Annotated in this window: 16 protein-coding genes; 7 read left to right on the top strand and 9 right to left on the bottom strand. The window is 67.4% G+C overall.

The features are described 5' to 3' along the window. Nucleotides 1–84: 84 nt before the first annotated feature. The 6 genes from VM221_12540 to VM221_12565 all read right to left on the bottom strand — a co-directional run bounded on the left by VM221_12540 (nt 85) and on the right by VM221_12565 (nt 5,343). Entirely contained in the window at nt 85–306 is a 222-nt protein-coding gene (locus VM221_12540) for a type II toxin-antitoxin system HicB family antitoxin (GenBank protein HUT75647.1), read from the bottom strand. Between the two features lie 47 nt (nt 307–353). Further along, entirely contained in the window at nt 354–512 is a 159-nt protein-coding gene (locus tag VM221_12545; GenBank protein ID HUT75648.1) for a type II toxin-antitoxin system HicA family toxin, read from the bottom strand. 192 nt (nt 513–704) lie between these two features. Then, nucleotides 705–2,915, bottom strand: coding sequence for a hypothetical protein (locus tag VM221_12550; GenBank protein HUT75649.1), 2,211 nt, complete (start codon nt 2,913–2,915; stop codon nt 705–707). Beyond that, nucleotides 2,912–3,982 (bottom strand): LptF/LptG family permease, encoded by a 1,071-nt coding sequence (locus VM221_12555; GenBank protein ID HUT75650.1) that lies wholly within the window; start codon nt 3,980–3,982, stop codon nt 2,912–2,914. The genes VM221_12550 and VM221_12555 overlap by 4 nt, the downstream gene beginning before the upstream one ends. Before the next feature lie 68 nt (nt 3,983–4,050). After that, complete coding sequence (locus tag VM221_12560) at nt 4,051–4,884, bottom strand: 4Fe-4S binding protein (GenBank protein ID HUT75651.1); 834 nt, start codon at nt 4,882–4,884, stop codon at nt 4,051–4,053. A gap of 18 nt (nt 4,885–4,902) precedes the next feature. Continuing rightward, nucleotides 4,903–5,343, bottom strand: coding sequence for a ferritin-like domain-containing protein (locus VM221_12565; GenBank protein ID HUT75652.1), 441 nt, complete (start codon nt 5,341–5,343; stop codon nt 4,903–4,905). Nucleotides 5,344–5,467: 124 nt separating this feature from the next. On the opposite strand from VM221_12565, the gene ald reads away from it, so the two are divergent. The 4 genes from ald to VM221_12585 all read left to right on the top strand — a co-directional run bounded on the left by ald (nt 5,468) and on the right by VM221_12585 (nt 8,126). Continuing rightward, nucleotides 5,468–6,574, top strand: a complete 1,107-nt coding sequence (gene ald, locus VM221_12570) for an alanine dehydrogenase (protein HUT75653.1) — start codon at nt 5,468–5,470, stop codon at nt 6,572–6,574. Nucleotides 6,575–6,629: 55 nt separating this feature from the next. Next, nucleotides 6,630–7,271 carry a transposase gene (locus tag VM221_12575; protein ID HUT75654.1) on the top strand — a complete coding sequence of 214 codons (642 nt, stop codon included), beginning with the start codon at nt 6,630–6,632 and terminating at the stop codon, nt 7,269–7,271. 64 nt (nt 7,272–7,335) lie between these two features. Continuing rightward, complete coding sequence (locus tag VM221_12580) at nt 7,336–7,536, top strand: hypothetical protein (GenBank protein ID HUT75655.1); 201 nt, start codon at nt 7,336–7,338, stop codon at nt 7,534–7,536. After that, nucleotides 7,521–8,126, top strand: a complete 606-nt coding sequence (locus VM221_12585; protein HUT75656.1) for a hypothetical protein — start codon at nt 7,521–7,523, stop codon at nt 8,124–8,126. The genes VM221_12580 and VM221_12585 overlap by 16 nt, the downstream gene beginning before the upstream one ends. Here the strand turns inward: VM221_12585 and VM221_12590 are convergent. Further along, entirely contained in the window at nt 8,123–8,608 is a 486-nt protein-coding gene (locus VM221_12590; GenBank protein ID HUT75657.1) for a GNAT family N-acetyltransferase, read from the bottom strand. The genes VM221_12585 and VM221_12590 overlap by 4 nt on opposite strands. 111 nt (nt 8,609–8,719) lie before the next feature. Then, entirely contained in the window at nt 8,720–9,778 is a 1,059-nt protein-coding gene (gene rlmN / locus VM221_12595; protein HUT75658.1) for a 23S rRNA (adenine(2503)-C(2))-methyltransferase RlmN, read from the bottom strand. Between the two features lie 159 nt (nt 9,779–9,937). Between rlmN and VM221_12600 the strand changes: the two genes are divergently transcribed. Further along, on the top strand, nt 9,938–10,327 hold the full coding sequence (locus VM221_12600) for a response regulator (protein HUT75659.1): 390 nt from the start codon (nt 9,938–9,940) through the stop codon (nt 10,325–10,327). Between the two features lie 164 nt (nt 10,328–10,491). Here the strand turns inward: VM221_12600 and VM221_12605 are convergent, their stop codons facing one another. Beyond that, the gene (locus VM221_12605; protein HUT75660.1) at nt 10,492–11,256 is read right to left on the bottom strand and encodes a hypothetical protein; all 765 of its coding nucleotides are present in this window, start codon (nt 11,254–11,256) and stop codon (nt 10,492–10,494) included. Between the two features lie 492 nt (nt 11,257–11,748). Here VM221_12605 and VM221_12610 point away from each other — a divergent pair, with 492 nt between their 5' ends. Continuing rightward, nucleotides 11,749–11,922, top strand: coding sequence for a hypothetical protein (locus VM221_12610; protein HUT75661.1), 174 nt, complete (start codon nt 11,749–11,751; stop codon nt 11,920–11,922). 172 nt (nt 11,923–12,094) lie between these two features. Further along, the gene (locus VM221_12615; GenBank protein HUT75662.1) at nt 12,095–14,659 is read left to right on the top strand and encodes a glycoside hydrolase family 38 C-terminal domain-containing protein; all 2,565 of its coding nucleotides are present in this window, start codon (nt 12,095–12,097) and stop codon (nt 14,657–14,659) included. The last annotated feature ends 124 nt before the right edge of the window (nt 14,660–14,783 follow it).

The raw sequence follows: 14,783 nt of genomic DNA on the forward strand, positions 1-14,783 counted from the left end.
ATCCTCTCCCTGGGAGGGAGAGAAGGTCCGAGCGTGGCCTCAAGGATATCGCGTCTCCAGGGGAAAAATCGCCAGCCGCGGGGGTCAGCGGCCGACCTGGTAGATAAGCGGACGATAACGCGGTGGCGGGATCGCCTTGCCGGCCTCGCGGGCCGCTTCCAGCCAGGCCTGTTTAGCACGCTCAACTTCCGCCAACGCCTGCTCGGGAGTTTCGCCAAACGCCGAGCAGTGTTCGAGGTCGGGGATATCGGCGATGTACCCACCGTCCTCCTCGCTGTAGAAGATGTTGATGTGGTAGTCGCTCATTCCCCGTCCTCCAGAGTGAGGTTGCGGCGCTCCACGAGCCTCAAGGACTATCGGATCTGATAGGGCTTGGCCTCGCCCCTGACCGCTTGCAGGTTCACTATCTCCGGAATCTCCGGGTGAGTGGGAACGTGGTGGCTTCCCTTGACCCGCGCCACGCAGAATCCGAAACCTTGCGCCAGGTCTATGTATGTGGTTGAAGGCGACATTGCTCAGGGCTCCCTCCACCAGCCGTCTGAGCAGCCGCTTGCGGTCCACGCTCGCGCCTCCCGCCGCCATGATACTATTTGTGGTTGCACGGGGCAAGGATCTACCTGTTCATCCCTGGGGGCGGCCGCCGGGGGCGACCGAAAACGGGGAGCGGGCGCGAAATCCGTCGGGGCGCCGCGTCGGCAGCGACGCTAGTACCACTCCCCGAGGCTGGTGTCGAGGCGCTGGCCGTAGCGGCCGACGTCGAAATCGGGGCGCCCCCAGTCGAACGCCTTGATGCGGAAATCGAGGCGGAAGAGGTTGCGCTGCAAGCTGTAGTACGCCACCGCCTGCCAGCAGTGGAGGTCGCGGGTGAGGAGCACTTCGCCGTACACGAACTTGTGCTGCAGCCCGTCCCAGCTGGTCAGCACTTGCAGCCGCCACTTGGGATCCGCCACCCAATCGAGCGTGCCCGTGACCCGCTGCACCGTGCCGCTGCGCGGCTGGTAGCGGGCGCCCAGGTCGAGCGTGGTGCGGTGGTCGCCGAAGCGCAGCCGCGCCAGCAGGTCGCGCGGCTCGCCGCGGTTGGGATCGTAGCCCCCGGACAGTCCCAGCTGAAGGTTGCGATGCAGCGGCGCCTCCACCCGCGCGATGACGTCCTGCCAGCGGCTGAGGCGCGCGTCGTAGCCCGTGCGCACCTGCGCCCGACGGCGCTCGCCGCGGTTGTAGGTAAGGTCGAAAGCCGCGCTGCGATACGCGCCAATGTAATCGAAGCGGAAGGGGGTGAAGCCCTTGGGCTCCAACAGCGTGTATCCCACATGCGTCTGCCAGTGCTCACTCAGGTCGTGCTCCAGGCGCGCGCTGCCGCCGTAGGCGTACTGGGCGGTGTGGTCGCGATCGCCGTACAGGTACTGGCGGAGGCTGCCCTGAGCGCTGACGCGGGTGGAGGGCCCCAGGCGGACGGTCGCGGGCAGCGCCTCGTAGCCGAAGTGCACGCGGTAGGCGTCGAGGTCGGTGGGGTGCTCGGCGAAGTTGCCGACGCTCAAGCTCAGCCGCGCCGGCACCCCCAGCGGCGCCGCGCGCAAGCGGTAGGTGTCGGTCTCCAGCGTCAGCTCCGGGAGGTAATCCACCACCTGGTAGAAGTTATCGCCGGTGTAATCCGCCCCATCGAGGTCGAGGCGCTTGCTGACCGCCAGGCGCAGGTCCATGCGCGCCTGGTGGTCGGTGAGCTGGAGCCGGTTGTTGAGTTCGAGGTCATCGCCCTGGCCGGAGACGGTGGAGTGGCGGTCATAGCGCGAGTCGAGGCTGAGGCCGTAGCGGGGGCCGCGCTGGTCGTGGCGCAGGGAAGTCGAGAGGCGGGTGAAATCGAAGCTGCCGCTGGTGCGGCTGTAATCTAAGGCGAGGCCGGAGCGCGACGAACCACCCTGGCGATCGAGCGCGACCTGGGAGCTGATGACGCGGCTGTCGGCCTGGTAGTAAGAGCTGTCGTTGCGCACATCGGCGCCCGCGCGCAGGGTGAGGCCGCCGCCCAGGTCCTGCTCGTGGGCGCCGCGGGCGGTCCACTCCTGGGCGCCGGCAGCGGTGCCGCCGGCGCGGTAGAGATAGAGGTTGGTGCGCCCGGCGCTGTAGATTTCGGTGTGCTCGACGCCGGCGCCCAGCCCCCGACGGCTCATCAAGTCGAGGTGGCCGGTGCCGTAGGAGTTGTCGGTGCGGACGTAGTTGATGAGGGCCTTGAGGTAGCGCCCCTCGAGCTGGCTCTCGCCCACCAGGGGGATGAAGGGCTGGCGCTGGGGCTCGCGCAGGGGCACGACGAAGCGCGGCAGGGTCATCACGTGTTTACCGAGGAGCCACACCGCGGCGTCCTCGGCGATGAGCTTGCGCCCGGGCCAGATGCGCAAGCTGCGCGCGGTAACCTCGTAGTGCGGATGCGGGCGGTCGCAGGTGGTGAACTCGGCGCCGCGCACCTGCAGCCGGTCCTCGAGGCCCGCCGCCTCGCGCGCCCCCAGGTAGAGCGGCGACCGCACCCCGCGCTCGAAGTAGCCGGGTGAGATGGCGGTGCGCACGTCGGTGAATTCCCACTCCCGGGTGTCGAGATGCACGAGCAGGGTGTCGCCGCGGAACTCCTGGCCCTGGGCGCGCAGGGTGACATTGCCGCTCAGCAGCGCGCGGTCGGCGCGCAGGTCCGCCGCCAGGTCGTCGGCGCTGACCTCCACCTCGCGGTAGGCGAAGCGCACATCGCCGCGGGCGCGTACCACCCCCTGCTCGGCGTCGTAACGCACGTAGTCCGCCCCCCGCAGCTCGATGAAGTCATCCCCCTCGTCGGCCGCCTGCAGCGGCGTGATCGCGAGCACCACCGCCAGCGCGACGGCGACCAGGCGCGCGGCCGGCGCGCCCGCGATGCCGGTAATGAGCGCGCGGTTCATTCTTGCTTCGCGATGAGCACGATTCCCACCGCCCCGAAGACCAGGTTCTGCGACCACGCCGCGATCAGCGGCGGCAGGGAGCCCGATTCCCCCAGCAGCCGGCTCCACGACATCAGCACCTGGTAGAGGAATGCGAGCCCGAAAGTCACCAGCAGCCCCGTCATGGCGCCCCCGCGCGCGAAGCGCAGCGCCAGCGGCGCCGCCAGCAGCGCGAACACCAGCGGCGCCAGCGGCAGCGCGAACTTGAAATGATACTCCACCCGCAGACCGCTGACATCCACCCCGCTGCCGGCGAAGACGCCGATGTAGCGACTGAGCTCTTCGGCGGTCATCTCGCGCGGGGTTTTCTGCTCGGTCCAGAAGTCCGACTGCGCCTGGCGCAGGTTGACGGTGGCGCGAGCGAAGCGCGCCTCGTACTCCCAGGCGCCGTCGGGGCGCAGCTTGTGGCGCACGCCGTCGCGCAGGTAGAGCACCTCGCCTCGCCAGTAGCCGCTGCGGGCGACGGTGAGCAGCGGGTATCCCCGCCCCGTCAACTCATAGACCATGAGGTCCTGGAACCGCTTGCTCCGGGGCTCCAGGCGATGGATGTAAACGTAGTAGTTGGGCGGCACGCGGAAGAAGACGTCCTGGCGAAACAGGGGCGTGGGCTGGCGCAGCACCATGCGGCGGACGAGGTTCTCGGCCGCGTGCGTCGCCCACGGCACCGCGCGTTCGGCGTCGAGGTAACCCACGGCGCTCACCACCACCGCCACCGCGACGATGGGCGCCAGGATGCGCCGCACGCTCGCCCCGCCTGCGCGCAGCGCCGTGACCTCGCCGTCGCGCGCCAGTCGCGTTACCGCCCACGACGCCGCCAGCAGCATCGCGAACGGAATGCCGTAGAGCGCGACCTCGGGCGCCCGCAGCGCCAGCAGCCGCGCCACCACCTCGAAGCCCGCGCCCGCGTCGCGGATCAGCCGCCAGTTGAGGTAGAGCACGTTGCCCAGCATGAGCAGTTCGAACCCCACCAGGCCCACCACCAAGGGGGCTAGCAGCTCTCTGGCAACGTAGCGGTCGAGGATCTTCATCCGTGGTCCGTCATCCGCGATCCGTAGTCCGCGCGGACGACGGACTCCGGACTACGGGGGCCGCAGGTTCACCATCCCAGGGCCGGCGTCTCGGCGCGCGGGCGCAGGCTGATCGCGCCGCTGCGGCACCCGGCGCGGCACACCCCACAGCCCCAGCACCGCGCTTCGTCAATCACACACTTGCCGGCGGCGGCGCTGTGGCCGATGGCCCCGAACTGACACTGCTTCATGCACGCGCGGCATCCCTCGCACAGCTCCCAATCCACCCGCGCCACGTACTCCGCCTTGAACATGACCTTGGTGTGGTGGCCGATGGTGGAGATCATCGCCAGGCAGTCGCTGCGGTCGCAGTTGCACACCCCCCCGATGAACGGTGTCAGGAAGGTCCACACCGAGTGCACCAGCCCGCGGCGCTCGAAGTCCCCCATCAGCGTCAGCGCCTGCTCCGGCGTCAGCCGCTCGGTCATGGTCGTGTCCGGCCCCGCCATGAGGTTCGGGTCCACCTCGCTGAAGGCGACCGCGTCAGGGCTGACGCTGACCCCGAAGCAGAAGCGCGCGCCGTGGTCGCCCCGCGTTACGCCGCGACACACGCACGGCACGCGCACTACCGAGTTGGCGATCCCCAATACCTTGCGCACGTCCTCCAGCGGCAGCACCTGCCCGAAGTGCCGCCGCTTCATGCGGCGCGTCACCAGGCCGCGCACCAGCCACTGCAGGACGCGGGGGGCGCGGTCAAGCCGGCGCAGTTGCTCCACGCTGCCCCCGGTGTCCCGGTCGAAGTCGTTGAAGAACGCGCCGATGAACCGCCGCCGCCGCAGGTCGGAGGCCAGGTCGAGCCCGTAGTTGCGCGCCTGCAGGTACCACTTCTCGCCTTCGCCGTGCTTGACGCAGAACTCGCACATGAGCCGGCCTCCGGGGCGCTAGGCCGCGCCGTCGGCGGGCGCCTGCTTGCCCGTCAGGTTCTCCAGCAGTTGGGTCAGGCGCTCGATGTGACAGTGTTCGTCGCGCTTGATGCGCTCCAGGCGCTCGCGCAGCTCGGGGTCTGTCGCGACCTCCAGGCAGCGGTCGTACTGCTGGAGGGCGCGCTGCTCGCCCTCGAGCGAGGAGCGGATGATGTCCTCGACGCTGGCGAACCACGGGGGCGGGGGCAGCTCCCATTCGGGCAGGCCGCCGAGGGCGATGATGATGCCCATGAGCTGGTGCGAGTGGCGCACCTCCATCTGCCCGATCTCACGCAGGTCCCGCGCCAGCTCCGGGTCCTCGATCTCCTGGGCGTAGCGGCTGTAGTGGATGACGGCGCGGTACTCGAGCTGACCCGCCTCGGACAGCAGGGAAACCAGTTGTTGCGTGGCGTCGTCCATGTCTCGAAATCCCTTCGCAGTGATACGGTTGGCGCCAGTTTCGACCGCCTTCGCGCTCGCTCCTGCACCCGCAGGCGCAGGAAAGCCACACCGCTTGCGGAAAACATCGAGGCGGGAGGCGCATATGCTGATCGGGGTTCCACGCGAGACCAAGGACGGGGAGAAGCGGGTCGCCATTACCCCGGCCGGCGTCACCGCTCTGCGCCAGCACGGGCATGAGGCGCTGGTGGAAGCGGGGGCGGGGCGGGGCAGCGGCTACGAGGACGAGGACTACTGCGTCGCCGGCGGGGCCATCGCGGCGACCGCGGACGCGGTCTGGGCGCGCGCCGAGGTGGTGCTCAAGGTCAAGGAGCCGCTGCCCAGCGAGTACGCCCGGCTGCGCCCGGAGCTGGTGCTCTTCACCTACCTGCACCTGGCGTCATCGGAGCCGCTGACGCGCGCGCTGCTCGATTCCGGCGTCACCGCCATCGGCTACGAGACCGTGCAGACGGATGCGGGCGCCCTGCCCCTGCTGGTGCCCATGAGCGAGATCGCGGGGAAGATGTCGGTGCAGATCGGCGCGCGCTATCTCGAGGCCGACTTCGGCGGCCGCGGCGTGCTGGTGGGCGGGGTGCCGGGGGTGCCGCCGGCGGAGGTGGTCATCATCGGCTGCGGGGTGGTGGGCATCAATGCCGCCAAAGTCGCCATGGGCCTGGGCGCCCATGTCACCATCCTCGACGTTGACCACGAGCGCCTGCGCTACCTCGACGACATCATGCACGGCAACGTCATCACCGTCTATTCCAATTCCTTCAACATAGCGCGCGCGGCGGGCTACGCCGACCTGCTGGTGGGGGCGGTGCTGGTGGCGGGGGCGCGCGCGCCCAAGCTCGTGACCGCCGACATGGTGCGCGCGATGAAGCGCGGCGCGGTGATCGTGGATGTGGCGGTGGACCAGGGGGGATGCGTGGAGACGATACGGCCCACCAGTCACTCGCAGCCGACTTATGTCGAGCACGGGGTCATCCACTACGGGGTGCCCAACATCCCGGCCGCGGTGCCGCGCACTGCCACCCACGCCTTGACCAACGCGACTCTGCCTTACGTCCTCGATCTCGCGGACTACGGCCTTGACGACGCCCTCGCGCGCAACCCCGCCCTGGCGCGCGGGCTCAACCTGCGCACGGGGGAAATCATCCACCCGGCGGTGGCTGAAGCCTTTAATTCCGGGGACAGTCGACTTAATTATTGACGCACAACCGCAATCGTGGTACAAGGGGGCCATGCCACGGGTCGGACGGATCGTTGTGCCAGGCGTACCTCATCATGTCACCCAGCGCGGCAACCGCGGCATGGACGTTTTCTTCAGCGACGCTGACCGCGCCGCCTATCTCAGGCTGCTCGGGGAATGTAGCGCCGAGCACGGCGCCGACCTTTTCGCCTATTGCCTGATGTCGAATCACGTGCATTTGGTTCTGTCGCCACAGCGCGAAGACAGTCTCGCCCTGGCCGTCGGCTGGACGCACTTTCACTACACTCGGCGGGTGAACTTCCGCAAGGACTGGCGCGGGCATCTGTGGCAGGGGAGGTTCCATTCCTGCGCGCTGGATGACGCGCATTGTCTGCGAGCGATTCGCTACGTCGAGCTTAATCCCGTGCGCGCCGGGTTGGTTGAGCAACCTGAGCAGTGGCCCTGGTCAAGCGCCCCGGCGCATCTCAACCATGCCCCTGACCCGGTGCTCGCGCCGCGGCCGTGGCGGACTGAAGAACTCGACTGGGCGGAGTTCCTGAGTCAGGGCACATCGGAGGCCGACCTGACGCAGGTGCGACGCAAGACCCGGACTGGCCGGCCCCTGGGCGAAAGTGGGTTCATCGAACAACTGGAATCCCAGCTCGGCCGGCAGCTTCGCTGCCGCAAACCGGGGCCAAAGGGGCCGAGAAAGCCGTAATTAAGTCGACTGTCCCCGGAATTCCCCTGAATGAGGAATAGAGACGCAGAAACGAGCAGGAGCTATGGAGGAGATGGGACACGAGACGGTGGCGGTGGTGGAGGCGCCCACCATCGCGAAGCCCGCGCTGCTGACGGACAATGGCTCCGGCTACATTGCCGCCGCCATGGAAGACTTCCTGCGTCTGCTCGGATTCGCCACCTGCGGGGCCGAGCGCATCACCCGCAGACCACCGGCAAGATCGAGCGGATGCACCGCACGATGAAAGACGATGTCACGCTGGTGGTGTGGACCAGCCCGGAGGCCCTGGCCACGGCCATCGGCCGCTTCGTGGACTATTACAATTCCAAGCGCTATCACGAGGCGCTGCGGAATGTGACGCCAGACGATGTCTACTTCGGCAGAAGGGAACAGATCCCTTGCCCGGCGAAAAGCACTCCAGATCAAGACCTTGATCGCTCGCCGGGACGCCTACCGGAGACGCGGGATGCTATGCGAGGAAGCAGGGCCAGGAGCACCGGAGGGGTAGCTTGTTTTTACCCCCATTTCGTCTCACAAACGCTGACTCTCTACAGGGTACAGATCCTTGACCTCATGTCTGAGAAAGCTCAGGTCAAGGACTGCATCCACGCGCTAAAGGATATGACCCTCCGGTATGAAGACATACACGCTGCCGGAATGAACAGGTCTCCTGGCGACGTCGTTCATCTCCATACATCTCACGCTCCCAAGCTGGAACCTAGCCACCTACACGTCACTTCTGAAGAGCAAGCAATTATCCCTGTCTATAATGCCGACATCACCGGTTTGTTGACACCCCCTCACACCGTTCTTCTCCAATGGACAGTAGACTAAAGAGACAGCTCCATTTTACAGCGATCCACCATGGTTCCGTTCGACATCTTTTGCCCCGTCTTTTCGGACATTTCAAAACCACATCTATGATAACAACGCTGTGCGCGCACATTGCTAAGGTCAGTATAAAGCTCAAGAGACGCAAAACCTCTCAAGCGCAAGTTTTCAATCATCTCCTTAATAACATACTGACCAATTCCCCGTCCCTGATGCGTCGGGAGCAATGCAATCACTTTTATGAACACTTGCTTACTTTCAGATGAAAGACCATTTATACCCAGCCAGCCTATCGGCATACCTTCATCACAAATTATGTAGTTCTCCTCATCTGGATCGTTGTCCCATTCGATTATGGCATCTGCCCAAACATCTACGGATCTGGGGACCTCATGTAGTATCGCCATTATCTGATCACTGCTCATGAGTTGTTGTAGGAACACCGCATCGTTCTGGGTTACTCGCCTGACCTCGATATTCTCCATTGCCATTTTTTCCTCACATAACGATATCAAATATTCCAGCAGTCCATTATTATTAAGGAATCATGGGGGAATCATGGGGACAGTCGACTTAATTATTGCAGATGCCTTAAATCAATCGCAATTAAGTCGACTGTCCCCACAATTAGGGCGGCCAGCCGCCAGCTGCCCGCACGCCGCCGCCACCTCTTCGCCGAAGGACCGGCGCACCGCGACTTCCACCCCCCGGCGCTCCAGCTCGGCGCGAAAGGCGCGCATAACCGCAGGCGCGGGGCGGGCGAAGGCGCCGCGCGCCTGGTTGTAGGGGATGAGGTTGACCATGCACGGCAGGCCTCGCAGCCGCTGGGCGAGGGCGGCGGCCTGGGCCGGCGCGTCGTTGACCCCCGCCAGCAGGCAATACTCGAAGGCTACTTTGCGTCCGGTGTGGGCGGCGAAGTCGCGCGCGGCGGCGACCACCGAGGCCAGCGGATGGCGGCGGTTGACCGGCATCAGGCGGCTGCGCAGGTCGTCGTCGGGCGCATTGAGCGATACCGCCAGGTGCACGCCCAACCCCTCGCGCGCCAGGCGGCGCATCTCCGGCGGCAGCCCGCACGTGGAGATGGCGACGTGGCGGGCGCCGAAACCGAGGCATGCCGGGTCGAGGATGATGCGCACCGCCTTCACCAGCGCGTCGTAGTTTGCGAGCGGCTCGCCCATGCCCATGAACACGACATTGGACAACCGGCGCTCGTCATCATCCGCGCGCGCGAGGAGCAATTGCCCGACGATTTCGGCGGCGGTGAGGTCGCGCTCGAAACCCATGCCGCCGGTGGCGCAGAACGCGCAGCCGTAGGCGCACCCCACCTGGCTGGAGATGCAGGCGGTGCGACGGCGCGGGTAGGGCATGATCACCGTCTCGATGTGAGCGCCGTCGGGCAGGCGCAGCACCAGCTTGACGCCGCCGTCGCGGGCCGGGCGCCGCGCAACCGCGGTCAACGGGTGCACCGCCGCCTGTCGTCCCAGCTCGTCCCGCAGCGCCTGCGGCAGGTCGCTCATGTCCGCGAAGCCGCGCGCCCCGCGCTGGTATACCCAGCGCAGGACCTGGCGGGCGCGATAGGGCTCGTGCCCGCGGTCGGACAGGAGCTGCTCGAACTCGTGGGGCAACAGGCCGCACACGAAAGGCATGGAAGGCATGGATGACATGGGTGGGCGCAGACGCGCTCGGGCGCCGCGGGGAGGATTAGCCGCCGCCGCCGCAAGTCCTGTAGCGGCAGCTCACAGCAGGTGCACACGCGGCGGAGGTCGAAAGAGAAAGCAGGCTGCGAGGTGGGGGACGCCGCCAGGGGGACGCGCATGAACATCCTGATCGCCGAGGACGAATTCCTCATTACCCTCACGCTCAAAGTGCAGCTCGAGGCGATGGGGCATACCGTGGTCGGCACGTCGCGTGACGGCGAAGCCGCCGTTGCGCTCGCCAAGCAACTGCGCCCGGACCTGGTGCTGATGGACATCGGCATGCCGGGGATGGACGGCATTGCGGCCACGGCCGAGATCATGGCGCAAGCCCCGGTGCCGATCGTCATGCTCACCGCACACAATGATCGTCAGCGCGTGCAGAAGGCGATGCGGGCTGGAGCCGCGGCGTACCTGCTCAAGCCCATCAGCGAGTCCCAACTGAAGCGCGCCATCGACACCTCGGTGGCGCGCTTCAACGAGGCGAACACGGAGACGCCGCAAGATTAACGAAGCTTGGCCTCCGCAGGCGGGCAAGCCCTCCGCAGGCGGGCAAGCCCTCAAACCGCCGCGTGGGAGGCACCTCCACCCAGGCGGTTGCGGTGCGGTCGCGAGAAAAGCGCGGGGCGGCCCCATGGCCGCCCCGCCAACGCCTGTGATTCGCGTGGCATTGCCTAGTAAGTCGCGCCGGTACCGCCAGCCGTGGCAAAGGCGTAGCTGAGGCCGACGGTGAAGCGGTAGTCGTCTTGCCCCAGCACGCTCCCGGCGCGCGCGGCGCCGGCCTGCACCGTCATCGCCGGGCTCACCGGGTAGCGGATGGCGGCGGCCGCCTGGTCGGCGCCGAACTTGCTCCACTTGTACTCCGCCACCAACGACGCACCCTCGGGCGTAGTGACATCGAAGCCGACGAAGGGCTTGAGCTCGTCGCCATCAACGCCGTTGCTGACACGCGTGAGCATGAGCCCGAGGTGACCGCGCAGGCGCGCGCGCGGCGCCGCCGCCGCGTAGGCCTCAGGCGCGGCCGTCGCGATCTCCTTGCTGGCGACCGCGTATAGGTCGAGGATGTTATCGCCGGTGCCGTTCACATACGACCCGCCGAACGCCAGACCGAAGTCCGCCGTCTCGGCTTTCATCAGCGCCACCTTGGCCCCGATGCCGGTGAAGTGGTCATTCACCCCGTCCTTCAGTCTCGTATAGGCTATCCCTAGTTCCGCGCTATCCGAGACCCCGGCCAGCACGCGGATCGCCCACACTTTCTCCTCGCCAGCCAGCTTGGCGTAGTCAGCGGCGAGTTCTGCGCTGCCGGAGGCGGCCACGTCCGCCGTCGGCAGGTCAACCAGGCCCGTCATTGCCGTAAAGCGCGTGGGGTAGCCCCACGCCATCCCGCTCAGCAGCGCCACTGCCAGCACCGCTGACAAAATGCACAACCTGTGCTTCATACCCTGATACCTCCCTTCATCCGCCATGCATCCGTCGTCGAACAGCCCTCGTCACCACCCCCTTCCATGAAAGCAAATCAAGGCCTCGACGCTTGCGCGCCGCGGCCCCGTCTGAGCGCGATACGATGCTTTTCCATCGGTATCTTGCCGCCGGCCGTGACGATCGTTTCCGCGCACATGCCGCCTCTGTCATCATCAGCGCCGCGGCCCACCGCGCCGGTAGTATAGCCAACGCATGATTGCCTGTCAAGCTGGCCGAGGCCGGGGGTTGGGACCGGACAGGTTGATTGTTACCCCCTGGGGGAGGCGAAGGAGTTGCGGATTCTTGCTCTGAAATCCGTGGGGCCCGCGGGCGAGAAACGGTTGCGCGAGCTCTTGCCCGCGGGAGGAAAGACGCGGTTGAAGATGGAATCTGTAGTCGTGCGGCGAGGGGGGCGTGCACCGACTCGGCGGCTCCCGCGCGGCGGGGCGCGGAGGAAAGGAATACCTCTCGTGCGCAAGCGAGCCATCCTGCCCCTGGCGATCGTCTGCCTCGTCCTGATCGTGGCCGCGATCACCGTCTATGCCGCCCGGGCGCAGGTCGTCCGCTTGTCCGCCCGGGCCCGATCGGCGGTTCCGCCGATCACCGCGGGGCGGACCTCGCTCCCGGACCTCCCCCGCCGATGAGACCCGTCCCCGCCCGGCAGACTCCGGTGCGGTAGTCGTTCGCGCCCTGCAAGGACCTCCTTCCGCGCTGGCGCAGGGAAGCCACACCTCTCCGGCGAAGTCACCCCCCTGCAACCGGCGTCTGGCGCCGAAGCCCCCCAGGCGGCGGGTGAATCCCCATGGAGGCAACTACATGACCCCGCGCAGGCCCATCGTGCACCTGGTGTGCAACGCCCACCTCGACCCCATCTGGATGTGGCCCTGGGAGGAGGGCGCCCGTGAGGCGATCTCGACTTTCCGCACCGCCGCCGATTTCTGCGATGAATATCCCCGGTTCATCTTCAACCATAACGAGAGCGTGCTCTACGAGTGGGTCGAGGAGTACGATCCCGCTCTTTTCGCCCGCCTCCAGGGCCTGGTCAAGGCCGGACGTTGGCATATTGCCGGCGGGTGGTATTTGCAGCCCGACTGCAACCTGCCGGGGGGTGAGACCTTCGTGCGGCTCATCTCCGTGGCGCGGCGCTACTTCGCGGACAAGTTCGGCGCGCGGCCCACCGTGGCCTACAACTTCGACCCCTTCGGCCACCACGGCAGTCTGCCGCAGATCCTGCGGCAGACCGGCTACGAGATGTACCTTCACTGCCGGCCCGGCGCCAATCTGCTGGAGCTGCCCGCCCCGCTCTATCGCTGGCAGGGCCTGGACGGGTCGCAGACCCTCGCCCTGCGGCCGGCCACCGGCTGGTACGGCACCTTCGAGCACACCGGCCTCGAAAGCGTGCGCCGCGGCGTGGAGTTCGCGCGCCACACCGGCGAGGACCAGCTCGTGCTGTGGGGCCTGGGCGACCACGGCGGCGGCCCCAGCCGCAAGCTCCTGGAGGCGATCCACGCGGTGATGGATGAGACCGCCGACGTGGAGATTCGCCACAGCACGCCGGAGGCGTACCTGGCGCGAATCAAGGACCGCCCGGCGGGCCGCTGCGCGCCTGTTCACCGCGGCGACCTCCAGCGCAGCTTCCCCGGGTGCTACATCTCGATGGCGCCCATCAAGCGCGCCATGCGCCGCGGCGAGGCGCTGCTGGCGTCGGCGGAGCGCTGGTCCACGGTGGCGTGGCACGAGCGCGGGCGCGCCTACCCGCAGGGGCGACTCGATCAAGCCTGGAAGGGCGTGGCCTTCAACACCTTCCATGACATCCTGGCCGGCTCGTCGTCGGAGGCGGCGTCGCTGCAGGACGTAATGGAGATCTTCGGGCGCTCAGCCGATGTCTGCCGAAGCCTGCGCATGGCGGCGCAGATGGCGCTGCTGCCCGAGGTCCCGCCCCGCCCGGACACGATTCCGGTCTATGTCTTCAATCCACACGCCCACGCGATGACGGCGCCGGTGGGCCTCGAGTTCCTGATGGAATACATGCCGCGCCCGGAGGCGAAGTCGTTCGCGCTATACGACGATACCGGCCGCCAAATGGGGTGCCAGAACCAGGGCGGGCCTTTCGAGCGCACGGGGAGCCTGGGGGGGTGGCATCGGTATCTGGGGTTCGTGGCGCAGGTACCGCCGCTATCGGCGCGGCGCTACGAGGTGCGCCGCCACGAGCAGCCCGCCGCCGGCCGCTCGCCGCTGACGGTCAGGCGCACCCGCGCCGGCATCGTCGTCGAGAACCGCTGGCTGCGAGCCAAGTTCTCGCGCGAGACCGGCGGCCTCGCCTCGCTGGTGGACAAGCGGAGCGGCCGGGATCTGCTGCGCGGCAGCGTGCGGCCGGCGGCGATGAAGGACACCCTCGACGCCTGGGGCGGGGAGGCCAACGCCAACTTCAGCACGCCGCTGGGTGAATTCGCGCCGCTGTCCCCGCGCGAGGTCGCGCGCTGGGCGGGGGAGGACAAGACCGAGGTTCCCGCGCTGCACGTCCTGTTCAGTGGCCCGGTGAGTGTGACGATTCAATCGCTGGTGGGGTGGCGGCGCTCGCGGGTGTGCCAGCAGTTCACGGTTTACGCGGACCTGCCGCAGATGGAGGTGAACCTGCGCGTCCACTGGCAGGAGCGCCGCCAGTGCCTGAAGTGGGTGCTGCCGTTCCGGCTGAAGGACAGCCGGGCGGTGTGCGAGGTGCCGTTCGCAGCCATCGAGCGTTCAACGGACGGAGCGGAGAACGTCGGCGGGCGCTGGGTGCGGCTGGAGGAGAAAGCGGGCGACCGCTTGGCCGTCGGCGTCGCCAACGACGGGCAGTACGCGTTTCACGCGCGCGGCGACGGCGAGCTGGGGCTGAGCCTGGTGCGGGGGGCGGCGCACTGCCGCTTCGACGATCTGCCCGCGCGGGCCGATGAGCACCACACCTACATGGACCAGGGGCAGCACGACTTCCGCTTTCGCGTCTTGTGGGGCAAGGCGCCGGCGCTGGCCAAGGCCCTCATCCCCGCGGCAATGGAGCTCAACCTGCCGCTGGAGCCGTTCTTCATCTACCACCAGCCCATGCCGCAGCCCGGTGCGCCGCGGCATGCCGCGCCCCTGCTGGAGGTCACGCCCGAAACGGTAGTGCTGTCCGCTCTCAAGCGCGCCGACGACGGGGATGACCTCATCGTGCGCCTGTACGAGGCCCTGGGGCGGCGGACGCGGGCGACCCTGCGCCTGGCGGGGGCGCGCTCGCCGTTCGAGCTGGACTTCGGCCCGTTCGAGATCAAGACCCTGCGGTTCACCCGCACCGCCCGCGGGTTCGCGCTCACCGCGTGCAACCTGCTGGAGGAGCCTGAGCCGAACATGTCGCCTTCATAGATGGAAGTCGCGTTGCTGCCCTCGCGCCTCGACCTGTCGGGGCGCGCCCAAGGGCGATCCCCGCTTCTTGCGAACACACCTACCTTCGATTTGGGTATTGACAAATGCTCATAAGCATGGTATA

The organism is Armatimonadota bacterium (genome assembly GCA_035527535.1).
Classification (GTDB): domain Bacteria; phylum Armatimonadota; class Hebobacteria.